General features: G+C 35.8%; 25 protein-coding genes and 1 pseudogene. 11 read left to right on the forward strand and 15 right to left on the reverse strand.

From position 1 onward, the window contains the following. Window positions 1-26 precede the first annotated feature (26 nt). The 5 genes from mtnW (at window position 27) to BR72_RS01380 (ending at window position 3,718) form a co-directional block, all read left to right on the forward strand. Window positions 27-1,271 carry a 2,3-diketo-5-methylthiopentyl-1-phosphate enolase gene (gene mtnW / locus BR72_RS01360; RefSeq protein ID WP_035429308.1) on the forward strand — a complete coding sequence of 415 codons (1,245 nt, stop codon included), beginning with the start codon at window positions 27-29 and terminating at the stop codon, window positions 1,269-1,271. After that, on the forward strand, window positions 1,268-1,927 hold the full coding sequence (locus BR72_RS01365; protein WP_035429309.1) for a 2-hydroxy-3-keto-5-methylthiopentenyl-1-phosphate phosphatase: 660 nt from the start codon (window positions 1,268-1,270) through the stop codon (window positions 1,925-1,927). Before mtnW ends, BR72_RS01365 begins: the two co-directional genes overlap by 4 nt. After that, entirely contained in the window at window positions 1,924-2,562 is a 639-nt protein-coding gene (locus BR72_RS01370) for a methylthioribulose 1-phosphate dehydratase (RefSeq protein ID WP_035429311.1), read from the forward strand. Before BR72_RS01365 ends, BR72_RS01370 begins: the two co-directional genes overlap by 4 nt. Further along, on the forward strand, window positions 2,540-3,109 hold the full coding sequence (locus BR72_RS01375; protein WP_051957195.1) for a cupin domain-containing protein: 570 nt from the start codon (window positions 2,540-2,542) through the stop codon (window positions 3,107-3,109). Before BR72_RS01370 ends, BR72_RS01375 begins: the two co-directional genes overlap by 23 nt. A 330-nt stretch (window positions 3,110-3,439) precedes the next feature. Further along, window positions 3,440-3,718: a hypothetical protein gene (locus BR72_RS01380; protein ID WP_035429313.1), complete on the forward strand. Its 279-nt coding sequence runs from the start codon at window positions 3,440-3,442 to the stop codon at window positions 3,716-3,718. 29 nt (window positions 3,719-3,747) lie between these two features. On the opposite strand, the gene BR72_RS01385 is transcribed toward BR72_RS01380, so the two are convergent. From BR72_RS01385 to BR72_RS01400, 4 genes are all read right to left on the reverse strand, one after another. Next, window positions 3,748-4,080 (reverse strand): DUF3909 family protein, encoded by a 333-nt coding sequence (locus tag BR72_RS01385; RefSeq protein ID WP_035429315.1) that lies wholly within the window; start codon window positions 4,078-4,080, stop codon window positions 3,748-3,750. Window positions 4,081-4,084: 4 nt separating this feature from the next. Beyond that, a complete protein-coding gene (locus BR72_RS01390; protein WP_035429317.1) occupies window positions 4,085-4,969 on the reverse strand; it encodes an NAD(P)-dependent oxidoreductase in 885 nt (294 codons plus the stop codon). Continuing rightward, window positions 4,966-6,099: a serine hydrolase domain-containing protein gene (locus BR72_RS01395; RefSeq protein WP_035429319.1), complete on the reverse strand. Its 1,134-nt coding sequence runs from the start codon at window positions 6,097-6,099 to the stop codon at window positions 4,966-4,968. The genes BR72_RS01390 and BR72_RS01395 overlap by 4 nt, the downstream gene beginning before the upstream one ends. A 98-nt stretch (window positions 6,100-6,197) precedes the next feature. Continuing rightward, window positions 6,198-7,490: a GGDEF domain-containing protein gene (locus tag BR72_RS01400; protein WP_035429933.1), complete on the reverse strand. Its 1,293-nt coding sequence runs from the start codon at window positions 7,488-7,490 to the stop codon at window positions 6,198-6,200. A gap of 298 nt (window positions 7,491-7,788) precedes the next feature. Between BR72_RS01400 and BR72_RS01405 the strand changes: the two genes are divergently transcribed. Together BR72_RS01405 and BR72_RS01410 are read left to right on the forward strand one after the other, a co-directional pair. Next, the gene (locus BR72_RS01405) at window positions 7,789-8,406 is read left to right on the forward strand and encodes a nitroreductase family protein (RefSeq protein ID WP_035429321.1); all 618 of its coding nucleotides are present in this window, start codon (window positions 7,789-7,791) and stop codon (window positions 8,404-8,406) included. 331 nt (window positions 8,407-8,737) lie between these two features. Beyond that, window positions 8,738-8,956 carry a hypothetical protein gene (locus BR72_RS01410; protein WP_035429324.1) on the forward strand — a complete coding sequence of 73 codons (219 nt, stop codon included), beginning with the start codon at window positions 8,738-8,740 and terminating at the stop codon, window positions 8,954-8,956. Between the two features lie 52 nt (window positions 8,957-9,008). Here BR72_RS01410 and BR72_RS01415 read toward each other — a convergent pair. Then, window positions 9,009-10,149 (reverse strand): annotated as a pseudogene (locus BR72_RS01415) (IS3 family transposase). Window positions 10,150-10,448: 299 nt separating this feature from the next. Here BR72_RS01415 and BR72_RS01425 point away from each other — a divergent pair. Beyond that, window positions 10,449-10,772: a DUF3915 family protein gene (locus tag BR72_RS01425; protein ID WP_051957196.1), complete on the forward strand. Its 324-nt coding sequence runs from the start codon at window positions 10,449-10,451 to the stop codon at window positions 10,770-10,772. 454 nt (window positions 10,773-11,226) lie between these two features. Here the strand turns inward: BR72_RS01425 and ptsP are convergent, their stop codons facing one another. The 4 genes from ptsP to glcT form a co-directional block, all read right to left on the reverse strand. Further along, window positions 11,227-12,939 carry a phosphoenolpyruvate--protein phosphotransferase gene (gene ptsP / locus BR72_RS01430; RefSeq protein WP_035429328.1) on the reverse strand — a complete coding sequence of 571 codons (1,713 nt, stop codon included), beginning with the start codon at window positions 12,937-12,939 and terminating at the stop codon, window positions 11,227-11,229. After that, window positions 12,939-13,202 (reverse strand): phosphocarrier protein HPr, encoded by a 264-nt coding sequence (gene ptsH, locus BR72_RS01435; protein ID WP_020059386.1) that lies wholly within the window; start codon window positions 13,200-13,202, stop codon window positions 12,939-12,941. Before ptsH ends, ptsP begins: the two co-directional genes overlap by 1 nt. 138 nt (window positions 13,203-13,340) lie before the next feature. After that, entirely contained in the window at window positions 13,341-15,398 is a 2,058-nt protein-coding gene (gene ptsG / locus BR72_RS01440) for a glucose-specific PTS transporter subunit IIBC (protein ID WP_035429330.1), read from the reverse strand. Between the two features lie 324 nt (window positions 15,399-15,722). Continuing rightward, the gene (gene glcT, locus BR72_RS01445; protein WP_035429332.1) at window positions 15,723-16,571 is read right to left on the reverse strand and encodes a glucose PTS transporter transcription antiterminator GlcT; all 849 of its coding nucleotides are present in this window, start codon (window positions 16,569-16,571) and stop codon (window positions 15,723-15,725) included. Between the two features lie 164 nt (window positions 16,572-16,735). On the opposite strand from glcT, the gene BR72_RS01450 reads away from it, so the two are divergent. Next, entirely contained in the window at window positions 16,736-17,551 is an 816-nt protein-coding gene (locus tag BR72_RS01450; protein WP_035429334.1) for a Cof-type HAD-IIB family hydrolase, read from the forward strand. 173 nt (window positions 17,552-17,724) lie between these two features. On the opposite strand, the gene BR72_RS01455 is transcribed toward BR72_RS01450, so the two are convergent. The 6 genes from BR72_RS01455 to BR72_RS01480 all read right to left on the reverse strand — a co-directional run bounded on the left by BR72_RS01455 (window position 17,725) and on the right by BR72_RS01480 (window position 22,986). Then, window positions 17,725-18,456, reverse strand: a complete 732-nt coding sequence (locus BR72_RS01455; RefSeq protein ID WP_081904748.1) for a GntR family transcriptional regulator — start codon at window positions 18,454-18,456, stop codon at window positions 17,725-17,727. Further along, entirely contained in the window at window positions 18,386-19,174 is a 789-nt protein-coding gene (locus tag BR72_RS01460; protein ID WP_035429338.1) for a glucosamine-6-phosphate deaminase, read from the reverse strand. The genes BR72_RS01455 and BR72_RS01460 overlap by 71 nt, the downstream gene beginning before the upstream one ends. Further along, a complete protein-coding gene (gene nagA, locus BR72_RS01465; RefSeq protein WP_035429937.1) occupies window positions 19,175-20,317 on the reverse strand; it encodes an N-acetylglucosamine-6-phosphate deacetylase in 1,143 nt (380 codons plus the stop codon). A 298-nt stretch (window positions 20,318-20,615) separates the two neighbouring features. After that, window positions 20,616-21,518 carry a ComEC/Rec2 family competence protein gene (locus tag BR72_RS01470; RefSeq protein ID WP_035429340.1) on the reverse strand — a complete coding sequence of 301 codons (903 nt, stop codon included), beginning with the start codon at window positions 21,516-21,518 and terminating at the stop codon, window positions 20,616-20,618. A 78-nt stretch (window positions 21,519-21,596) separates the two neighbouring features. Beyond that, window positions 21,597-22,169, reverse strand: a complete 573-nt coding sequence (scpB, locus tag BR72_RS01475; RefSeq protein ID WP_035429939.1) for an SMC-Scp complex subunit ScpB — start codon at window positions 22,167-22,169, stop codon at window positions 21,597-21,599. Between the two features lie 85 nt (window positions 22,170-22,254). After that, window positions 22,255-22,986, reverse strand: coding sequence for a segregation/condensation protein A (locus BR72_RS01480; protein ID WP_035429342.1), 732 nt, complete (start codon window positions 22,984-22,986; stop codon window positions 22,255-22,257). A gap of 169 nt (window positions 22,987-23,155) precedes the next feature. On the opposite strand from BR72_RS01480, the gene BR72_RS25130 reads away from it, so the two are divergent. Both BR72_RS25130 and BR72_RS01485 read left to right on the forward strand, forming a co-directional pair. After that, window positions 23,156-23,251, forward strand: coding sequence for a YjcZ family sporulation protein (locus BR72_RS25130; RefSeq protein WP_081904749.1), 96 nt, complete (start codon window positions 23,156-23,158; stop codon window positions 23,249-23,251). Between the two features lie 87 nt (window positions 23,252-23,338). Beyond that, complete coding sequence (locus BR72_RS01485) at window positions 23,339-23,857, forward strand: DUF309 domain-containing protein (protein ID WP_035429344.1); 519 nt, start codon at window positions 23,339-23,341, stop codon at window positions 23,855-23,857. The last annotated feature ends 12 nt before the right edge of the window (window positions 23,858-23,869 follow it).

Below are 23,869 nucleotides of genomic sequence, written 5' to 3' on the forward strand. Positions count from 1 at the left end.
TTTTATTCAACTAGGAGGTTATGAAAATGAGCGGAATAACAGCAACTTACTTCATTCACGATGATTCTCATAATTTAATCAAAAAAGCAGAGCAAATTGCTCTCGGTTTAACAGTTGGTTCGTGGACACATTTACCACACTTATTACAAGAACAATTAAGACGACATAAAGGCTCAGTCGTTAGCGTAGAAAAATTAGAAACTGATGAAAATACAAACATATACCTTAATAAAAAAGTAACACGCGGATTTATTAAAATTCATTATCCATCCGCTAACTTCACAACCGACTTACCAGCAATTTTTACAACTGTTTTCGGAAAATTATCTTTGGACGGAGAAATAAAATTAATTGATTTAACATTTTCTGATGAGATTAAAAAGAGCTTCCCTGGTCCTAAATTTGGTATTGATAAAATACGAAACAATTTGAATGTTCACAATCGCCCCCTGCTCATGAGTATTTTCAAAGGAATGATCGGCCGGAATATCGGTTATTTAAAAACACAGCTCCGCGATCAAGCGAACGGCGGCGTTGACATTGTAAAAGATGATGAGATTTTATTTGATAATCCGTTAACACCGTTATCAGAACGCATTCACGCTGGGAAAGAAGTATTGCAATCTGTTTATGAAACATACGGTCATAAAACGTTATATGCTGTTAATCTTTCAGGACGGACTTATGATTTAAAAGAAAAAGCAAAACAAGCCGTTGATGCCGGGGCTGACCTTTTACTTTTCAACGTATTCGCATATGGACTTGATGTGTTGCAAGCCCTAGCGGAAGATAATAATATTTCTATCCCAATTATGGCACATCCAGCAGTAAGTGGAACTTACATAACATCTAAATTATATGGGGTATCTTCTTCTTTATTACTCGGCAAGCTCCTTCGCTATGCTGGTGCAGATTTCTCACTATTTCCATCACCTTATGGAAATGTCGCTTTACAACAAGAAGAAGCACTTCATTTAGCCAAAGCGCTTACAGATGAAAATGAACCATTTAAGCGTAGCTTTCCGGTTCCATCTGCTGGTATTCATCCAGGACTTGTCCCACTACTGATTCGTGACTTCGGTGAGCAATGTGTCATTAATGCTGGCGGCGGTATTCACGGCCATCCATCCGGTGCACAGGGGGGTGGAAAAGCATTTCGAGCTGCTATCGATGCAGCTTTAACCAACACGCCGCTTCATGAGGTTGATGATTCTTATTTACAAGCTGCTTTGCGTCTCTGGGGCAATCCTACTAAAGAGGTGAAAGCATGAGCATTCAAATTTTTTGTGACTTCGATGGCACAATTACAAATAATGATAACATTGTTGCCATTATACAAAAATTTGCACCACCAGAGGCAGAAGCTATTAAACAGCAAATTTTATCACAAGAGCTATCTATTCAAGAAGGCGTAGGAATGCTTTTTTCTCTATTGCCTTCAAGTTTACAAAATAAAATTACAGCCTATATAAAAGAAACCGCCGTCATTCGTACTGGCTTTACAGAATTTGTACATTTTTTACGACAAAATAATATCTCACTTTATATCATATCAGGAGGAATGGACTTTTTTGTTTATCCTCTTCTCGAAGGACTAGTTGATTTTGAACAAATTTACTGTAATACAACTGATTTTTCCAACGACACAATTCAAGTAAATTGGCCGCATTCGTGCGATGAGCATTGTGAAAATAAATGTGGTCTCTGTAAATCAACGCTTATTCGCAATTTAAGTTCACAAAGCGGTTTTAATATTGTAATCGGTGATTCTATTACAGATTTGCAAGCAGCAAAACTTGCTGACAAAGTATTTGCTCGTGACTTTTTGATTACTAAATGTATAGAACATCATATTCCTTATGTACCATTTGAAACATTTCATGATATACAAAACGAAGTGGAAAAATTGTTAGGAGTGATAAAGTGAGGCAGCTCTTTCGTCAGTGGCAAGAACTGAGTGAACTAAAAAAAGAATTAACTGATCGGAATTGGTTCCCAGCAACAAGCGGTAATATTTCAATAAAAGTGAGTGATAATCCTCTTACCTTTCTCGTTACAGCAAGCGGAAGAGATAAAACAAAAACAACGCCGGACGACTTTTTGTTAGTTGATCAAAACAGCAAGCCTGTTTTAGAAACTGATTTACGCCCTTCTGCCGAAACACTGCTGCACACCTACATTTATAACCTTACAAATGCTGCGTGTGTCTTACACATTCATACGACTGATAATAATGTCATTACGAACGTATACGATCAAGAAGTTGTACTCCGTAATCAAGAAATTATTAAAGCGCTCAATATTTGGGAAGAAGGAGCCTCTATTCGAATTCCAATTATCGAAAATTATGCACATATTCCAACTTTAGGTGAAGAATTCCGCAAGCATATTCATGAAGATGCAGGTGCTGTTTTAATTCGCAATCACGGCATTACCGTATGGGGAAAAGATGGGTTTGATACAAAAAAAAGATTAGAAGCATACGAATTTCTATTTCAGTTCCATATTAAACTTTTATCAATTAAAGGAGATGTTCAACATGGCGCAAATACGTATTCATGAAATTAACACACGTATTGAAAATGAAATAGAAGTACAGCAGTTCTTAAAAAATGAAGGTGTTTTGTATGAAAAATGGGATATTACAAAACTTCCTGGTCATTTATATGAAAACTATGCATTAACTGTTGAAAATAAGAATGAAATTTTAGAAGTGTTTGCACCAGAAGTTACGGATATTTCTAAGCGCCGCGGCTATCAAGCGAGCGATATTATTTCACTTTCTAGTGCCTCACCTAATCTAGAAGAATTATTAGTAAACTTTAGACAAGAACACCATCATACTGATGATGAAGTTCGCTTTATCGTCAGCGGGCATGGCATTTTTACCATCCAAGGAAAAAATGGTCCATTCTTCGACGTTGAACTTGAACCTGGAGATTTAATTTCGGTTCCTGAAAACACGAGACATTATTTTTCTCTTCAAAATGATCGTCAAGTTGTCGCAATTCGTATTTTTGTAACAACTGAAGGTTGTGTTCCTATTTATCCCGCATTAACGGACAGTAAGACTCCCACCTCAAGATTGGGAGAGAAGCAAAGAAGATAGGTGGGAGTCTAACTGTCCGTAAAAGCCCGATTGGTTCAACTAACCACCAGTGGGGAATGAACCCCCCCACTGATGGAAGTTTCACTTTATTAAGGTAGCATGTTGAATAAAGGGGATTGCTTCCCCTTTTCCTTCCCTTTATTCACTCTACATATATTTCCTCCTATGGACAGGATTATCTCCTTAATGAGATAATCCTTCTTTTTTGTTGAAATTTTTTTACAATTTTATGAACATTTTATGAATTTTTTCTGAAAATTCTGTTTAAACTATGTTATAATACAAATAATAGAAAAAAAGAACGATATTGTAAAAGGAGGAAGGGAATATATGGAGTTAATTTTAGCAATTCTTTTTGGTGTCGTTTGCGGGGCTATACCTGCTGTTTTGGGAGCTATTATGGATGAGTTAGAAATTGGTATGATTGGTTTCGTCGCATCTACTGTAAGCGCTTTATTTTTCGGTTTATATGGTGCAGTTCCTGTCGGTATCCTGTTTGCCTTCTATATATTACGTCACGCTCGCACAAAACGATTTACTCAAAACAGAATAGCTGAAGTGATTCCCTTTCCAATTGAAAAAGCACGCCGGGCAACAAGCCTTTCCTAAATAAAAAAGTCCTCATAACGAGGACTTTTTTACTTATTTTCTTCTAAAAATTGAAACAGCTCTTGTAAATGAAGCGCATCGTCTCCGTAACTAACCGAAACATAAAATTTCCCGTCTACTTCTGCATTCATATATAAATCAATGAGATCACGCTCATATTTTAATGCTAAATAAAATTTCATCTCTTCTAGCATTTCTTTCGTTGTTCGAATAACATAACGCCCTGTTGCATCTCTACCATATTCAAATAACGGTTCAAAGTTATACTTCTTTTTAAACGCCGCCTGTTGTTTATCATTAATAAGAGTCGTTTCTGTACACTGTACTGTGCGAATAATATTATCGAACTTTTCTAAACTCATACAATCATTCCTTTATATATTGTTTATATAATGCTTGTGTTCCACTATTTTCTTCACCATCTTGCATCAATTGCTCATATAATTCTCTAGCAAGAGTTAAGCCAGGTGCAGATAATCCAAGCTCTTCTGCTTCTGCTAAGGCAATGTTCATATCTTTTATAAAATGCTTCACATAAAATCCTGGTTCAAAATCATCTTGTAACATACGAGGTGCTAAATTACTTAATGACCAGCTGCCTGCTGCACCAGTAGAAATACTTTGTAACACTTTTTCTGGTTGTAACCCTGCCTTTTTTGCATAAGCAAGTGCTTCACATACACCAAGCATATTGGATGCAATTGCAATTTGATTGCACATTTTTGTATGTTGACCACTACCTGCTTTTCCTTGCAATATTATATTTTTACCTAATAGTTCAAATAATGGCAAGCAGGCTGTATATACTTCTTCGTCTCCACCAATCATGATTGCAAGACGCCCTTCTTTTGCTCCAACATCTCCGCCCGATACAGGGGCATCTAATACATAAATCCCCTTACTCTTTCCTTCTTCGTAAATCCGTTTCGCCAAAGTTGGTGTTGATGTTGTAAAGTCGATCGTAATTGTTCCTTGTTTTGCTTGAGTAAGAATTCCATTTTCACCAAAATATACTTCCTCTACATCATGCGGATATCCAACCATAGTCATTACTACATCTACTGTTCCTGCAATTTCCTTTGGAGAATCACACCACTGTGCGCCTTCTTCAATTAAATCCGCAGTTTTTTCTTTTGTACGATTATATACGTACACAGTATAGCCTGCCTTTAGTAAATGACGTACCATACTTTTTCCCATAACACCGGTACCAACAAAACCAATAGAAGCTGGTGGTAATAACTGCTTCATTTTCTCATCTCCTCTTTTTCTAACAAATCACTCACAAGTTTACGAAATTCTGAATTAAACTCATCATTAATTCCATTTTGCACATTTGAAAATACAGTAACAAATAATTTTTTATCCCAATTAAAGTTATTAAATGTATTCCATCCCGAAAGTACACCATGGTTGTGATAATAATCTGGATATATGTAAAAGCTAAATGCGTATTTTTTTTCCGCAGATGGTGTTACCATTAATTTTAAACTTTCAGGCGAAATAAGCTTAGTTGTCATAATTGCTTCGTCTAATTTTTGCATATCATGTGCCGTTGTATACATCTCACCGCATCCATATAACCAATTCATATTTAATTTTGGAGCTAATACAAGCTCATTCTCTTGCTTTTTATATCCTTTTGTAAAATTCACATCTCCTTCTGGTGTCTCTCCCATTCCTGATTCTGTCATTCCCGCTGGAATAAAGATGTGTTCTGTAACGTATTGTGCTAAAGATTGTCCCGATCTTTTTTCCACAATATAAGCTAGTAACATATAATTATAATCTGTATATAACCAGCCTTGCCCCGGTTGAAAAGCAGTTGGTTGTTGTCCAAGCCACGTTACTAAATTAAGCCGTGATGCCGCATTAACTTTACCTTTCCCATGCCCAGGTAGTCCTGATGTATGCGTTAATAAATGATATAATGTAATATTTTTATTCGCAGGAAAAGATGGAATATATGTATGTACATTTTCCTGTATATTTAACTTCCCTTGTTCTTGTAACTGTAAAATCGATACAGCAGTGGCCGTTTTTGTAATAGAACCAATTCGATATTTTGTTTGCGGTGTATTTTCAATTTGCTTTTGTATATCCGCATAGCCATACCCGTTATTTAATATTGTACGCCCTTTATAGGTAACAAGGACTGATCCATTAAATTGTTTGTCTTTTAAATACTGATCTAGTTTTTGAGTAACAGCGGTATAATCAATTTCTTTTGGTTTTTCTTTTTGTTTTTCTTTCGTTGTATTAGCAGGGGCAGTTGTTTTTATTGATTGAGCTTCTTTTTTAGCAGGTACTTTAAAAAAGAAATAGCTTCCTACTAATAAAATAGAAAGTAAAAAAATAATTGTACTCCATAACGTCTTCATTTCTTAATAATCCTCCATCGCATCTTAAGTATTTACTCCTCCCCTCCTTCCCATTATCCGTTAATAAAAAAAAATCGCAACAATTTGTTGCGAAAAAATTACATTTTTTCTTTCCGATATAAACACACTTGATTTTTCCCCTTTTTCTTTGCTTCATATAGTGCAATATTTGCTCGATGCATTAACATTTCTTTTGTAATTCCATTTTCAAATGCCGCAACACCGAAGCTCGCTGTTATCTTTGATATTCCAGAAAAATTTTTTGTTTCAATAAAAAACCGGAGTGCTTCCGCAATTTGAAATGCTTCTTTTTCTGTTGTTTGAGATAAAAAAATAATAAATTCTTCTCCACTCCACCGTGCAAAAACATGATGCGTCTGTAATTTTGTTGTTACAAGTTCCGCCAATTGTACTAGCGCTAAGTCTCCAAAATCATACCCATACGTGTCATTTACTTTTTGAAAATTATCCAGATTAAATATAACAAGAGCAAATGATTGATTCATTCGTACAGCAGTTTCCAAGCCTTCTGAGAATAGTATTTGAAACTTCATTCTATTATAAATATTCGTCAGAGAATCAGTTGTTACTAAGCGCTCTTGCTCTTTATATTCTTCTTCTAACGCTGTAATATCTGTACATGTCGCGATGAATCTCGATACATCATTAGGTAACGGAGCAATACGTAACAAAAATATTCTTGCTTCTCCAATTTCATTATACATTTTAATTTTTCTTGAGTGCGTTAAGCAATCATCAATCCACATTGTATTATTTTCCGCAATATAATATTCATTCTCTTGGGCAAAATGTTCTGCAAATGTCATATGGTGCTCATGATATGACATAAGATCTTCGTATCCGAAAAACCGTAAAAAATTTGTATTGCAATCTATAATTTCATCATCTTCTAGAATAAACAATAAATCATTTTGAAAATCAAATATCATTTGAAGTAACTCTTGCTGTAATATGACTTGTTTAACTAATGACAACTCATACACACTTTTTTGTACTTCAGCAAGTACAGATTGCGGCGTAATTGGTGGTAAGACGATGTTTCGTACACCAAGTTTAATTAAGTCAACAAATTGATATGTCACTTCTTCACTCCATACAACGATAAATGAAATATCTGAATTAAATAGTTCCTTCACAAAATCAACCTGAGAAGCTTTCGTAATGTATATAATCACGATTTGCGGCTGAACTTTTTCAAACAATATTTTTCCTTCTTCAAAACTATGTGCCAAAAACAAGCACTTTGGCTTTATCATTGCAATTGTGTGTCTCTCGTTATGACCATCTTCGATATACAAGACATTCATATCGAGATCCTTTAATACATTTTGAAAAACTGTATGTTCCAATAAAAAATGTAGAATGTTCACCATTAGGCTTTCACTCACTTTATTTATCCCATTCTAACAAACTTAAAAGAACTAAATCTATTCAACAAACTATCACATGGTAACGAATTGAATCTCTGTATCATCTTTTATTGTATGTAAACAATAAATCAGACTCCTGTGCGAATACCTTCTATTCCCCACATCTTTTTCAAAATACTTGACAATAGAAATGTATATATTATATCCTTTTACAGTATCAACTAACAAAATGTAAGTAAAGAACATTTTTTTCATTCGAAAATATTTACAATTAAAAACGATACTTGGAGGAACTATAATGACAAAGCAAGATTTCTTTACTGTTTTATACGAACGTACATCTAATCGTGCTTTCAACCCTGAAAAAGAAATTTCAAAAGAGGAACTATATGATATTTTAAAAGCAGCTGGCCAAGCACCATCAGCATGGAATCTACAGCATTGGAAATTCCTTGTATTCCAAGGAGAAGATGCACAACGTCGTTTACATCCAATTGCATATAATCAGCAACAAATTCTCGATGCCTCTGCAGTTGTTGCTATTTTAGGCGACCTAGAAGCATATAAAAGTGTTGATTCTGTATACGGCCCACTTGTAGAACAAGGACTTATGCAGGAAGAAGCAAAAAATCGTTTAGCGCAAAATATTGAAGGTGCATATCAACGTGAACAATACCCGCGTGATGCAGCATTCTCAAACGCCTCTTTAGCAGCAATGCAGCTTATGCTTGCAGCAAAAGCAACTGGTTGGGATACATGTGCAATTGGAGGATTCAATCCACAAGCATTAATGGAAGAGTTTAACGTTTCTTCTCGTTACATTCCAATTATGTTAATTACAATTGGTGAATCTACATTAGCAGGACACCCAGCACCACGTATGAGCGTAGAACAAGTAACAGAATGGGCAAATTAATGTGAACCTCCATCTATGGGGGTTTTTTCTATTCCTCACTAATGAAATTCTCACCAACTATGAATCTGACAGCGGTTATTCAGCATTTAAGTCACTGCTGTGGAGAATACAACATGACCGCTTCTATGTATGGCCAGATGCTCTCGTCCTCCCTTAAAAAGAAAAGGTTTTTTATATCGTTATTTTATTTGTACATATCTATCTTCTTCACTTTTCTCTAAATATTAAGAGCGGATTACTACCTAATAATAACAGAATGTAGTCTAAAGGTGCTTTTTTGTTACAATTGTGATACAATAGTAACAAATTGATAACAAGTGAGGGATTTTCGTTGAATTTATATGGAAGCTTTATCGCCATATTATGCTACATAGTCACAGTACTGCTTCTGTACTTCGTTGGGGATATGACAAATATTGCGATGCTACAGTTTTCAAAAGAAACAACGCTTCAATCAGAAGTTAGTCAGTATACCTCTCGCTCCTTTGCACCGTTACTATTAGCACTTCCTGTATATATCATTGTTTTATATAAAAGCAAAAAAATATAAAGACTGCCCTAAAAATGAACTGGACCACTGATGTGAGACAGGAATAAAACACCTATGCTACCTGTTCCCTATATTCAACCGGGGACAGGTAGTTTAATTTTTTAAACGGTCGCATGTGATTATAATAATGCATGAAATCATTCACGTTTTCTAGTACAATAGAATTTGTAAGGCGTACCCTTTTTAGGGTATAGAATTCTTCCGACTTTATGGTGGAGTGGAAGGATTCGATGACGGCATTATCGAAGCAGTTTCCTTTCCGGGACATGCTTGTGATAATGCCTTTTTCTTCGGATAAATCCTGAAAAGCATAAGAAGTATAGACGGATCCCTGATCACTATGAAGGGTAACACCTTTTACTTCTCTGTTCTTACTGGCAGCCTCTAATACAAGAGTTACATCTTGAGTTTCTTTCACACGATAAGCGATGATTTCGTTATTATACAGGTCCATAATTGTTGATAAATACATCATAGATTCTCCAAAAGGCAAGTACGTAATATCCGTTACCCACTTTTGATTCGGTCTGTCTGCTTGAAAGTTTTGTTCTAAACGATTTGGTAACACTTTCTGACTTTCTCCTACTATCTTCACTTTTCGTTTTGGTTTTACTCTACATTGAAGGTCATATTTTTGCATAATTCTTTGTACGGTCTTTCGGTTAACTTGTATTGCTAATTTTGTTCGTAATAACCCCGTGACGGTGCGATGTCCAATTCGAAATTTGTAAGTTGTACAAAGCCTTTTAATTTGCTTTTCTAGAGGAGACAAGCCCCATGGTTTTCTCCTCCAGCGATAATAAGTAGCACGGGAGATGCCCATGCATTCACAGATGAGACTGATGGAATATCGATTTTTCATTTCTTCTACGAGCGTGACGATGACTTCTGGGACCATCTCCTTTCGATTTCCTGATACTTTTTTAATAGTTCTACTTTCAATTTGTTCGTTTTAATTCTTCTATTTCAGTTAAGTCTGCAGGACCTTTTCCATAACTATACTGTTTGCCGATTGGTTGTGCTAATCGATGTTCTTCTCCATTTCGAAACCATTTCATCCATGTTTTGATCTGTCCCACATTACATATTCCCAATTTTTCCATAATTTCACGATTGGTTAATTTCCCCTCTAACTTCAATTCAATCACTTGTCTCTTCACAGTTTCTGAATAATAATTTTTCTTTTTACCCATAGAAAAAACACCTCCAATTTGTCGTTTACATTTACATACGACAGTGGGGGGTGCTTTATCCTTGTCTCATTTTACTGGGTCATTACAAAAAAGGGGCAGTCTTTTTTATTTCCATATCAGCTTTTGTCCAAACTCTCATTTCTCCCTTCTCATATGTTATAAGAAGAATCGCAACAGTCTACCTAAGACATTTATTCTTTTCCTACAAAATAGGAAAAAATCTTTTAAAAAAATTACACTATGTCCAAACAAAGCATGTACCTAGAGCATATCTTATTAATGTGAAGGGGGTGAGAATTATGTTCGGAGGATGTTTTGGATTTGATGACTGTGGTCGCCGTAGCAATAGACACAACGTCTGCCGTAGCGATAGACGCAGCGGCCGCCGTAGCTTTAAACACGACGATCGCCGTACTGGTAATAGAAATCGTTTTTGTAACGTTCTTAGAAATCTTTCAGTCGGTACTCGAGTCACTCTATTAACAATTAGAGATAACGGTACTTTTACTAACGTTGTATTTGAAGGCTTCTCAAATGGCGTAGCACTTTTCTCAGGAGGCAGTATACCAGGTGGAGGTTTATTACGTGTTTGCCCAGATGACGTTGTAGCTATCGTTTTCTAAAATGAGTGAATAATTCCCAGGAAAGCAATTGCTTTCCTGGTTTTATTTATTTAACTACTCACAAGCATCAAAGGTTGATTAATTCGAAAACAATTAGCTAGCATACAAAACCGTTTAAAAAACGATGTAGCTTTGAAATAAAGTCGTACTGTTTATAAAAAAGATGTACCGTTTTAAAGAAAGTTATACAGTTTACAAAAAAAGTTGCATCGTTTTATTCCTTTTCGATTAAAGAATTCTAAGTGGGTTTTAAACAAACTTTTTTATAAAAAATAATCTCATAAAATATGTTTAGAGCTTATTTTTATGAGATCTTTTTTCAAAACGGATTCGTTTTATGTACCGTAGAATAAGAGTTTGTGGGCTATTTTCAATTAAACTTAATTTCAAAGTTATAAATAAATTATATGAAAAAACCTGGGACCGATTTCAAATCAGTCCCAGGTTTTTTTCATTAAATACTTTTTACAAGTTCTACTACTTCTTCAGCAGTTGACATGTTTAAAGCCTTTTGTGCTAATTCTTCCATTTGTGCTTTTGAAAGCTTGCGAATTTGTGTTCTCGCTGGAAGAATAGATGTTGCACTCATACTAAACTCATCTAATCCTAATCCAACTAACAACGGAATTGCCAGGGCATCCCCAGCCATCTCACCGCACATACCAGCCCATTTTCCTTCTTTATGAGCTGCATCAATAACCATTTTTACAAGACGTAAAATCGCTGGATTATATGGTTGATATAGGTAAGATACGCGTTCATTCATACGATCCGCTGCCATTGTGTATTGAATTAAGTCGTTCGTTCCGATAGAGAAGAAATCTACTTCTTTTGCAAATTGGTCAGCTAATACTGCAGAAGCAGGAATTTCAACCATCATACCTACTTCAATAGCGTCTGAAACAGCTACATTAGCTTGCACAAGCTTTTCTTTCTCTTCTAATAATACTGCTTTTGCTTGACGGAATTCATCAAGAGTTGCAATCATCGGGAACATAATTTTTAAGTTACCGTATACACTTGCACGAAGTAAAGCACGAAGTTGTGTACGGAAGATATCCTGTTCTTCTAAGCATAAACGAATTGCACGGTAGCCTAAGAACGGGTTCATTTCTTTTGGTAAATGTAAGTATGGAAGCTCCTTATCGCCACCAATGTCAAGTGTACGAACGACAACTGGCTGACCTTCTCCTACACCTTCAAGAACAGCTTTGTATGCTTCAAATTGTTCTTCTTCTGTTGGAAGATTGTCACGGCCCATGTATAAGAATTCTGTACGATATAAGCCAACGCCTTCTCCACCGTTATCAATAATACCTTTTACATCTTTCGGTGTACCGATATTTGCTACAAGCTCAACATGTTGATTATCTGCTGTAACTGTCGCTTCATTTTTTAATTTTGCCCACTCTGTTTTTTGTTCTTCAAATTGTGCTTTCTTTTCTTCATAAACACGAAGAGTTTCTTCAGATGGGTTTACAATTACTTCTCCGTCTAAACCGTCGATAATTACGATATCGCCGTTTTGGATTTGTTCCATAACAACTTTTGTACCAACAACAGCTGGTATTTCCATAGAGCGAGCCATAATTGCAGAGTGAGATGTACGTCCACCAATATCAGTTGTAAAACCTTTTGCATATTTACGATTTAACTGAGCTGTATCAGATGGTGTTAAATCTTCTGCAATAATGATTACTTCTTCAGAAATTGTGCTAGGGTTTGAGAAGTTAATTCCAAGTAAATGTGCAATAACACGCTTTGTCACATCACGAATATCGGCTGCACGTTCTTTCATATATTCGTTATCCATGCTCTCAAACATAGTAATGAACATTGATGCAACTTCATCCATCGCGAATTCAGCGTTTATTTTTTCGCTTGTCACTTTATCTTTTACTGGGTTTACTAGTTCTGGATCATTTAATACTAGTAAATGTGCTTCAAAGATCGCAGCTTTATCAGCACCAAGCTCAGTAAAAGCATGATTTTTAATTGCTTCTAATTCAGATTTTGATTTTTCAAGCGCAGCTTCTAAGCGTACGATTTCCGCAGCTTCATCCGAAATCGTTTTCTTTTCAATGTTAAATTCAGGATTTTCTAGACGGAATGCCTTTGCAATGGCAATACCACTTGATGCAGCAATCCCTTTAATGTTAAGAGTCATTATTCTCCTAATCCTTCGTTTTTCATAGTTTCTTCAATAGCTGCTACTGCTTGAGCTGCATCATCACCATTTGCAGTAATCTTGATTTCTGCGCCTTGTTGAATACCTAAAGACATAACACCCATGATTGATTTTAAGTTTACAGTTTTACCATTATATTCTAAGTTGATATCTGCACCGAATTTGCTTGCAGTGTTTACAAGTAAAGTTGCTGGACGAGCATGAATTCCTGAGTCGCTAGTTACTTTAAAGATTTTTTCCATAATGATCTATCTCCTTTAAAATACAATATATTTGAGGTTGTATAGATGTGAGTATAACACCATCTATATTGTATATAATAGGCGATGTTCGGTCAACCGCATCGCCTATTATAATTATAAACATTTTGCGTCTAAATTTTACTGAATATCAATAACGTTTGTTTCACCTTTCTTGACATTACCTTGCTTTTTGATTTCAACTTTCTGTCCTTCTTGTAAGTTTGTGAAAACAATTGGCGTAATAATAGAAGGTGCATTTTCTTTTACAAACGCTAAATCTACTTTTAATAACGGTTGGCCTTGTGTTACTTTATCTCCTTGAGAAACTAACGCTTCAAAGCCTTCTCCATTTAATTTTACTGTATCAATACCGAAGTGAATTAAAATTTCTCTTCCGCCTTCTGATTGAATACCGATTGCATGTTTTGTTGGGAATACGTTCACAATTTCACCATTTACAGGAGATACTACTGTCCCTTCTGTTGGTTCGATTGCAAAGCCATCTCCCATCATTTTTCCAGAAAACACTTGGTCTGGTACTTCAGTAATCGGTAAAACTTTACCTTCAATCGGAGTCGCAATTACTTCATTTGTATCTTTTTGAACAGGTGCTTCTACTTTTGCAGGTGCTTCTTTTGCAACATGCACTGCACGGCCTGCCATAATATCTTGAATTTGTGATTTTAATGTATCTGATTTTGGACCAAAGATAGCTTGAATATTGTTACCAATTTCAAGAACACCTGCTGCTCCAAGCTCTTTTAAACGAGCTTTGTTTACATCCTTTTGTTCCTTTACTTGTACACGTAAACGTGTAATACAAGCATCTAAAGAAGCGATGTTTTCTTTTCCACCAAGTGCTACTAAAATCTCACCTGGAAGCTCGCCTGCTTCTACTTTTCCTGCTCCGTCATTTTCTTCAACAACTTCACGACCTGGTGTTTTTAAATCCCATCTGCGAATTGCAAAGCGGAATCCGAAGTAGTAAATCACTGCAAGTACAAGACCAACAATAATTACCCACCACCATGCTGTACGGTTTGGTAATACACCGAATAACATAAAGTCAATCAAACCACCAGAGAATGTCATCCCGATTTTAACGTTTAAAATTTGCATAGTCATAAATGATAAACCAGCAAATACTGCGTGGATTCCAAATAATACAGGTGCTACAAATAAGAATGAGAACTCAATCGGTTCTGTAATACCAGTTAAGAAAGCTGTTAACGCTGCAGAAGCTAAAATACCAGCTGCTACTTTTTTATTTTCTGGACGTGCTTCATGGTACATCGCTAACGCTGCTGCTGGAAGACCAAACATCATGAACGGGAATTTACCTGTTGTAAATGTACCAGCTGTTAACTCAACACCATCTTTTAATTGTGCCATGAAAATCTTTTGGTCACCGTGAATAACGTCACCCGCTGCATTTGTATATTGACCAAACTCAAACCAGAATGGTGCATAGAAAATATGATGTAATCCAAATGGAATTAAAGAACGTTCAATTAAACCGAATATAAATGCTGCTAACGTTCTATTTGTATCAATCATTTGATGCGAGAATGAATTCAAACCGCCTTGAATTGTTGGCCAAATAAAGCACATTAAAATCCCTAAAAGTAAAGAGAATGTTGCTGTTGCAATTGGCACGAAACGTTTACCAGCAAAGAATCCTAAATATGATGGTAATTCAATATTAAAGTATTTATTATAACAATACGCTGCTAATATCCCTACAAGGATACCACCAAACACTCCCGTTTGAAGTGTCGGAATACCTAATACGTTTGCATATGCTTGATCTGTAAAGCCAGTTTTAACTGGAACTTTGTCACTTACAATCGTAACAAATTTCTCTACTCCTAAGAATACGCTCATCGTTTTGTTCATAATTAAGTATCCTACGAACGCTGCTAACCCAGCTACTCCGTCTCCACCTGCTAACCCGATGGCAACCCCTACTGCGAATAATAGTGCCAGGTTTCCGAAAATAATATCACCAGATTGTTCCATAATTTTCGCAACTAGAACAAACCAATCTGCTTTTAACGCAGGGATATGATTTGTTAACTGTGGATTTTGGAACGCATTACCAAATCCAAGTAAAATCCCTGCAGCCGGTAAGATTGCAACTGGTAGCATAAGTGCTTTACCGACTTTTTGAAGAACACCAAAGATCTTCTTAAACATAATGATCCTTCCTCTCTTATTATAATTGGTACTTTCGACAAACGCCAAAAGGCATGAGGAAAAAAGGTAGGACGATAGCTATACAAAGGGTAGTATGTCCCTTTCTTTAGCTTACATGCCTAACTTTTCTTCACTCATGCCTGATCGAATCAGTAACACGTGTCAAAAATAGGTATACGTAATAAGTTCACAAATTAAAGTAAACGTTTTCTTTGTGCACTGTTATTCATTTGTCGAATTTAGTAGAACTTTGTATAACTGATTATACATAACAATTGTAAGCGATTCAATAGATTTTTTTAACGTTTACATTTCTGACAAAGTTTAAACTTGTTCAACCTTTTTTAAGCGCTGCAAATGCATCGTTAAATAAACCGTTTCTGCTTCATACACAGGAAGTTGCAATTGCTTTTGCATAACTTTCACAAGTTTCCAAGCTAAATTATAGCACTCTGGAAATTCAGCTTTTAATAAATCTGCAAAATTTTGTGATTCTTCTACTTTCTCACCATTCTTTATACGTTCGATTGCAAATTGTAGATGACGGACAAGACGTAGATAATGAATGCTCTCTTTGTCTAATTCTAGTTGTAAATTTGTTTCAATTAAAGAGACAAGATGAGCAATTAATCTAGAATTTTGATTAACAGCAGATACTTCAGAGTTTGTAACTGAGCTATAAATATGAAGTGCAATAAATCCAATCTCTCCTTCTGGAAGATGAATATTTAAGCGGGAATTAATTAATTCTACAACTTCTTCGGCAATTTTATATTCATTTGGATACAACACTTTTGTCTCCACTAAAAATGGGTTATCTACTGTAAACCCTTGCTTTAATCGCTTTATAGCAAAAGCAATATGATCAGTTAAAGAAATATGAATATGCTCATTTAATGGTGTTTCTACTCGATCTTGAATATAAAACATGAGATCATTCATTAGTTCAATCAAATTCTCGCTCACATGCGGAACTAGCAGTTTGTATTGTTCACGTTCACGTTCATTTGTTAATACAAACATTTTTTCAATCTGTTCTACTTCTAACATTTCTTTTGATTTTTTCCCAAACCCAATCCCTTTTCCAATAACGACCACTTCTTCGTGTTCTGGATGAGCAGCAATAATGACATTATTATTTAAAACCTTTTTAATTTCGAGACAATTATCCATACAACACCACCCCTGCACATAAAACGTCTACTTTCATGTTACAGAACAACCTTATTTTCCGTCAATGTTAAACATCTACCATTTTTAAAAAGTCAATTTTTAGACATGAATGTACGAGATACGTATAATATAAAAGCATACGTCTAGTTGAAAGGAGCCCTATCATGATTAAAATGTTTATAAGCGATATCGATGGCACAATGATGCAACACGGAGGTGTAATCGATAACCAAGATGTAGATGCATTGCGTAGCCTTGCTAATCAAAATATAACTCTTTGTTTCGCATCCGGAAGACTTGATAATGAAATTGCTGATTTAATGAACAAAGTTGATATGAATTTTCATCGTATTAGCGTGAACGGTGTATTTGTATATACACACGAAAACAAACAACTCTTATCTGCAACATTTGATTCTACTATTTTACCCGAACTGCTGTCTATAACAAATAATGAACCATTCTTTCGTTATGTAAGTGATGAATATAATTATTACATTGAGGAAAAAACACCATTTATTCATGAACTTGAAAAGCAGGTAAAAATGACTTCCGTTGAAGAACCAAACTTGCTCGCAAAAATTGATACAACAATTTTCCCAAATAAAATTTCAGTCGGTGGTACAAAAGAAGATTTAGTTATTCTTCAAAAACAAATTGAGGAAAATTTCAAAGGAAAAGTAAGTACTTTTATTTCCGCTGAACAATGTTTAGATGTTATGCCTCCTAACATTAGCAAAGGTTCCGCTATTTCTGTTTTATTAAATGAATTTAATATTAAACCTAATGAAGTAGCTTGCATTGGTGATTCATATAACGATATTCCTATGTTCGCTTTAACACCTCATAGCTTTGCAATGGCAGGTGCAGATGATGCAGTAAAGCAGCATGCATCACATATTGTTTCCTCTGTTAAAGATGCAATCGAATATGTTCTTCGTTATAATCAAAAACAAAAAAATACGACTCACCCCTTATAAGGATGAGTCATATTTTTCCTGCATTAACGGACAATAAAGCAGCCGCCTCAAGATTGTAAAAAACCTGAAGAAGGTAGACTGTCCGAAAAGCCCGATTCGTTCAAATAACGATCAGCGAAGATTCGCCCGCTAACGGAAGTACCACTTTATCTCACAGCATATAGCTCCACGTTTTACTTATTGCGTGAAATATTCGTAATAAACTTATAGCGATCTCCTCTGTAAATACATTTTACATACTCCAGCGGCAACTCGCCTGCTGCATATGACCATTGTCTCATTACCAGCACTGGTGCTTTATTCGGAATATGAAGATGCTCTGCTTCTTCATCCGTTGCAATAGATGCCTCAATAGATTGTGTAGCACTAATTAACTTAAAGCCTAGTTTTTCTTCTAAGTGCTCATACAATGATTGCTGTAAAATTTCTTCATTAATATCTTTTACAAGAGATGGTGACAAATACGTTGTCTCAAACGCAATTGGTTCATCATCAGCTAGGCGAATTCGTCTCACCTCGTAAACCGATTCTCCCGCTTGAATTCTAAGCCTCTCTGCTACTGCAGCAGTAGCTGGAACAAGGTGAAAGCTTAATAATACGCTACTTGGTTTCATTCCACGAGAGAGCATATCCTCTGTAAATCCTGTCATACCTTGCAACTTTTGTTCAACCTTTGGAAGTTGTACAAAAGTTCCAATTCCACGTTTTCGATGTAAATACCCTTGTTCAACTAAGTTATTAATGGCCTGTCTGATTGTCATTCGACTTACTTCAAACTTATCACATAATTCATTTTCAGATGGAATTTTATCTCCCGGCTTCCATTCACCGGATTCAATTAGTTGCTTCACCCACTCCTGAATCTGATAATAGATCGGAAATGGTGAATACTTGTCGATATTCATCAGCAATCGCCTCACTGCATAAAGATAGAGCTTCTTGATCTGCGATTACGGTTACATTTGGATGATGTTGCAAAACTGTAGCCGGACACCCTTCACTTACTTTCCCTTGTAGCATTTCCTTAATCGCTCCTGCTTTATTCAATCCAGAAGCAACAAGTACTATTTGCTTTGCTTTCATAATGCTACCAATCCCCATTGTAATAGCATGCGTTGGCACATCTTCTTCTTTTTCGAAGAAACGCCGGTTAGCTTGACGGGTAGATTCTGTTAACTCCACAATGCTAGTTACAGAATCAAATGATGTTCCCGGCTCATTAAATCCGATGTGACCGTTTTCACCGATTCCAAGAATTTGTAAATCAACTGGATTGGCATCAATAATACTTTCATAACGCTTACATTCTTCTTGTAAATCGTCTGCCATTCCATTTGGTACATATGTTTCTTTAAACGAAAGATGATTAAACAACTGTTCTTGCATAAAATAATGATAGCTGTTTTTGTTTTCGTGTGGTAAATTTACGTACTCATCTAAGTTTACAGTGGTTGTACGGCTTGTATCAAGTTTATTTTTTCTTATCAATGCATAAATCCCTAATGGGGAGCTACCTGTAGCCATTCCTAATACTGGATTTTCTTTTGTCTTTATAACGTGTTCAATTAATTTATAACCCGCATCTGCTAATTCTTCTGGAGTTTTTACAACGACGATATTCATTTATTTCCCCTCTTTCATATGAATTCCTAATCGGACTGTATCTCGTATATATAAATCTTCAGACATAATAACGAAATCCGCATGTTTTCCTATTTCTAAAACACCCTTGTTTACTAATCCAAATTCCTCAGCTTGGTTAATTGATGTCATAAGAACAGCCTCCTCAATGGAGCATCCAGTAAACGCTATCACGTTACGCAACGCTTCGTCCATTTTCAAAATACTGCCCGCTAATGTCCCATCTTCTAATCGTGCGCTACCATCTTTTACGATAACTGGTTGTCCACCAAGTTCATATAATCCATCTGCTAACCCTTTTGCACGCATTGCATCCGTAATGACACTCATTTTTCTAGCGCCTTTTAATTTATATGCTAATTTCACCATATCCGGGTGAATATGAATACCATCTGTAATTACTTCGACCATTACATCTGGATTTAATAACACATGGCCAACTACACCTGGCTCACGGTGATGCAAACCACGCATTTGATTATAAAGGTGCGTTGCATGTGTAATGTTTCTCCCAATTAATTGTTCATTCGTTGCATCTGTATGTCCAATTGTACCGATGACATCCGTTTCTGCGAGATATTCTTCAAACTCACGCGCACCTTCTTCTTCTGGAGCATATGTTACGAGTTTAATTAAATTCCCGCTAGTCGTTTGCCATTGCTTAAATTGCTCAATATTTGCAGAGACAATATATTCTAGCGGCTGTGCACCTGCACGTTTTTTTGAAACATATGGACCTTCTAAATGAATATATTCGAAATGCGCACCTTTTTCCTTTGCTTCTTTTGCAGCATTCAGCGCCGCTTCAATTGCTTCAGGAGATTGCGTCATTGTTGTTGGAAAGAAAGTTGTAACCCCTTCTTGTAACATCTGTTTACCGAGAGTTACTAATCCGTCGCTATTTGCATCCATTGCATCAACATCGTATCCACCGTGAATATGAACATCAATCATACCTGGAATGACTATATTCCCTTTCATATCATGAACCGTTTCATTTTCTTGTGGTACATACTGAGCCATCAATCCAAGTTCTTGAATTTGATCCGTGTAACGAATAAAGCCGCTTTCTAACACTTCACACCCTGTATAAATTTTAGCATTGATAACGACTTGCATTTTCATTTTCATTTTCATCGATCCTTTCCCGTGTAATCCCTATCTCTATTTTAATACACGCACGAATAGTTGTCTATACAATTAACCCTAATTTTTAAAGAGGTAGTTTTTTTCTCTAATAATAATAATATAAAACAGTCATTTTACTCAAAAGAACTTTCAGAGTACTCCCTCCTACACGAAACAAAAAAAAGCAACTACACTTATAGAAATACATCGTATTATGCATGAACAAATTTAACTATAATTAAATTTCAGCAGCTTTGATTTCTTTCATATGCTGCTGAAATGAATGATACAAACACTATTTTAACAATGGCAATGGTAGCTGATGCTGGAATATGATACACTGACCATCTGTTTCAATTTCAATATCTTTTTTCACGGTAGTGTGTACAGTCACGCCATGCCGATGCAATCGTTTCATTACACTTCGATGCGGATGACCATACGTATTCTTCTTATCGTATGAAATAATAGCAAACTGCGGTGCAACAGCCGTTATAAACTCTTCACTCGTTGAAGTATATGAACCGTGATGGCCAACTTTTAACACGTCTGCATGCACATCGTACTTATTCATAATTTCTTCCTCTGTATGTGTATCAGCATCCCCCATGAATAACAAATCAGCCTTACCGTAACGAATTTTCAATACGATAGATGACTCATTATTTTCTCGTTTTGTTTTTCCATCATTTAATACTTGAACAGAAATATGAGGATCTAATGGAATATATTGCCCCTCCTTTACACGTAAAAATGGGACTCCTCTTTTTTTAATACTTCTTATATACGAATGATATGTAAATGAACTATATAATTTCCCACTATCTAGTACAAGAGAAACTGGCATTTGTTCAATAATTGGAATTAGTCCTCCGATATGATCCATATCAGGATGTGTACCGATAACAACATCTAAGCGTTTAATTCCCTTTTTAATTAATTTCTCCATAATAAGCTCCCCAGCCTCATACGGACCACCATCAATTAAAATTGTCTTCCCGTTTGGTAAGGAAATAATTGTTGCGTCACCTTGCCCAACTTTTAAAAAACTTACAGTCATCTTACCTAAATGCGTACGCTGACTTGAAAAGGAGGAAACCATATGTATAGAAGCATACTGCTGTATAGGATTTACACTATTTAAAGTTATACATAATATTGCCGAAATTAGAATAAGAGCGATACGCAGATCTTTCATACACCTTCTCCTTTTTCTATTTAGTATGACGCAGCTTTAATTTCATATACAAAAAAAGCTTGGCAAAATGCCAAGCTTTCACTTCGAAATTTCTTGTAAAGAACCAAAGAATAAATCCGCTTCATTCATTCCTTCCCCTTCTTCTGATAGAGAAGGTAGTTCATCTAATGTTTGTAATGCAAATGTATCTAAAAACTCTTTTGTTGTACCGTATAAAATAGGACGTCCCGGCCCTTCTGCACGTCCTACCTCTTTAATTAACAAATGAGATACAAGCGTTTGAAGAGCTCGATCTGTTTTCACACCGCGAACCTCTTCAATTTCGGTTCTTGTAATCGGCTGTCGATAGGCGATAATCGCTAATGTTTCTAGCGCTGCTTGCGATAAAGATGCAGCTGTTGGTGCATCCATTAATTTTTGATAATACGCGGCGTGTTCTTTTTTCGTTGTAAAACGATACACTTTTGCAAATTGAACAATCTGTAAGCCGCGGTTCAGTTGATTATATTCTTCCTGCAGCTCTTCTACAAGCTGTTTTACATCTTTCACTTCTACCTCTAATACTTTTGCAATTTGTTCTGGATAAATCCCTTCATCTCCTGCTACAAACAGCAGCCCTTCTATAACTGCCTTTTGTTCTTGTCTTTCCAACTTTAAAAGCTCCTTTCTCACATTCTATGTCTCCATATACGTTATAAAGACCGAACAACAATTTGCGTTCGGTCACACATTACAGCTATTGTTTCATTAAGAAGATTTCATCAAAATTTTGCTCTTGCTCAATAGCAATTTTTTGATGTTTCATAAGTTCTAAAATTGCTAAAAATGTAACAACAATCACATCTCGATCATCATCTACAAATAAATCGTAAAAACTTTGACGACCTCCTGCAAGTTCCAATTGTTTTAAAACATCGTCCATTCGCTGTTCAATTGGGATTTCCTGCCTAGTAACTGTAGCTGTTACCGGTCGTTGTATTTTTTTTCGACGCATGAGCTTTTGGAACGCAGCTAACATATCATATAACGTAACATCAATCGGCAGCTTTTCCGCTTCTTCTTTTTGAAACATCATATAATCAAGAGGAGGCCGTGTATATAACTGCGCTCGTTCTTGTTCTTTCTCTTTTAATTGAGTTGCAACTTGCTTATACTTCTTATACTCAATTAGGCGCTCCATTAACTCTTGGCGAGGATCTTCCATAAACTCTTCACTACTATCTTCTACATCTTCTTCATACTTTGGAAGCAGCATTTTGCTTTTAATTTGTAATAGCGTCGCAGCCATAACTAAATATTCACTCGCAACATCAAGCTGTAATTCCTTCATCGCATGTATATATGATAAATATTGTTCTGTAATTTCCGCTACAGGAATATTATATATATCAATTTCATAACGATTAATTAAATGTAATAGTAAATCTAAAGGGCCTTCAAATGCCTCAACTTTAAAATTATATTGCACAAATCATCCCACCACATTTTTTCTGTAACATTCTAAGTATAGAGCATACTTATGTACTATCCAACCTTTTTCAAAAAATTAATTAAAAATAGACGCATACCTAGGCCACAATGCCCATCCCCTTCATATGATGACAGTGTAATGAGTACATTGTAGGAGGTTACAAACTATGGGTCATGTTTCTGGCGGTTTCCACGGCGGATTCGCTCTACTAGTTGTGTTGTTTATTTTATTAATTATTGTCGGCGCAGCTTGTTTTTGCTAACTGACATAAAGCGACTAGAGCACTCTCTAGTCGCTTTATATTTATGATACACTGTATACAACGCTACTTAGAATGGGAGTGAAAAACATGTATCATAAAGCATACATACAGTTTTTAATTCATTTTCATAGTGATTACGACTACTTTGAATGTCACGAAGTTTTAGAAGAACATTGGAAAATAAAGCCACGCGGAGAACGAGAACAGCATTGGGTTGGACTCATTCAAATTGCTGTTGCCTTATATCACCATAGACGATCTAATTGGAACGGTGCTGAGCGAATGATGAGGAGTGCCCTATTCATCTTACAGAATGAAAAACAACATATAGAAGCATTAGGTTTAGAGTATTCGAAACTACTATTACTTCTTGAGGAACGACTGTACATCATTCAAAATCATGATTCTTACACAACATTATTTCTTCCTTTTGCTGATTTGAATTTAGAACACCAATGCATACAATTATGCAAAACGGAAGGATTACCGTGGAAAGAGACTTCTTCTACTCCAAGCGAGGATATTATTCATAAACACTCCCGCCGTAATCGTGAAGATGTAATTAACGAGCGAGATATACAATTACAAAAGAGAAAGCAGAGATAAAGTTATCTCTGC

The organism is Bacillus sp. UNC322MFChir4.1 (genome assembly GCF_000746135.1).
Classification (GTDB): domain Bacteria; phylum Bacillota; class Bacilli; order Bacillales; family Bacillaceae_G; genus Bacillus_A.

Coding starts and splice junctions, on each gene's coding strand:
- mtnW (WP_035429308.1), top strand. CDS start 27: ATGAGCGGAATAACAGCAACTTACTTCATTCACGATGATTCTCATAAT.
- BR72_RS01365 (WP_035429309.1), top strand. CDS start 1,268: ATGAGCATTCAAATTTTTTGTGACTTCGATGGCACAATTACAAATAAT.
- BR72_RS01375 (WP_051957195.1), top strand. CDS start 2,540: ATGGCGCAAATACGTATTCATGAAATTAACACACGTATTGAAAATGAA.
- BR72_RS01380 (WP_035429313.1), top strand. CDS start 3,440: ATGGAGTTAATTTTAGCAATTCTTTTTGGTGTCGTTTGCGGGGCTATA.
- BR72_RS01385 (WP_035429315.1), bottom strand. CDS start 4,080: ATGAGTTTAGAAAAGTTCGATAATATTATTCGCACAGTACAGTGTACA.
- BR72_RS01390 (WP_035429317.1), bottom strand. CDS start 4,969: ATGAAGCAGTTATTACCACCAGCTTCTATTGGTTTTGTTGGTACCGGT.
- BR72_RS01395 (WP_035429319.1), bottom strand. CDS start 6,099: ATGAAGACGTTATGGAGTACAATTATTTTTTTACTTTCTATTTTATTA.
- BR72_RS01405 (WP_035429321.1), top strand. CDS start 7,789: ATGACAAAGCAAGATTTCTTTACTGTTTTATACGAACGTACATCTAAT.
- BR72_RS01425 (WP_051957196.1), top strand. CDS start 10,449: ATGTTCGGAGGATGTTTTGGATTTGATGACTGTGGTCGCCGTAGCAAT.
- ptsP (WP_035429328.1), bottom strand. CDS start 12,939: ATGACTCTTAACATTAAAGGGATTGCTGCATCAAGTGGTATTGCCATT.
- ptsH (WP_020059386.1), bottom strand. CDS start 13,202: ATGGAAAAAATCTTTAAAGTAACTAGCGACTCAGGAATTCATGCTCGT.
- ptsG (WP_035429330.1), bottom strand. CDS start 15,398: ATGTTTAAGAAGATCTTTGGTGTTCTTCAAAAAGTCGGTAAAGCACTT.
- glcT (WP_035429332.1), bottom strand. CDS start 16,571: ATGGATAATTGTCTCGAAATTAAAAAGGTTTTAAATAATAATGTCATT.
- BR72_RS01450 (WP_035429334.1), top strand. CDS start 16,736: ATGATTAAAATGTTTATAAGCGATATCGATGGCACAATGATGCAACAC.
- BR72_RS01455 (WP_081904748.1), bottom strand. CDS start 18,456: ATGAATATCGACAAGTATTCACCATTTCCGATCTATTATCAGATTCAG.
- BR72_RS01460 (WP_035429338.1), bottom strand. CDS start 19,174: ATGAATATCGTCGTTGTAAAAACTCCAGAAGAATTAGCAGATGCGGGT.
- nagA (WP_035429937.1), bottom strand. CDS start 20,317: ATGAAAATGCAAGTCGTTATCAATGCTAAAATTTATACAGGGTGTGAA.
- BR72_RS01470 (WP_035429340.1), bottom strand. CDS start 21,518: ATGAAAGATCTGCGTATCGCTCTTATTCTAATTTCGGCAATATTATGT.
- BR72_RS25130 (WP_081904749.1), top strand. CDS start 23,156: ATGGGTCATGTTTCTGGCGGTTTCCACGGCGGATTCGCTCTACTAGTT.
- BR72_RS01485 (WP_035429344.1), top strand. CDS start 23,339: ATGTATCATAAAGCATACATACAGTTTTTAATTCATTTTCATAGTGAT.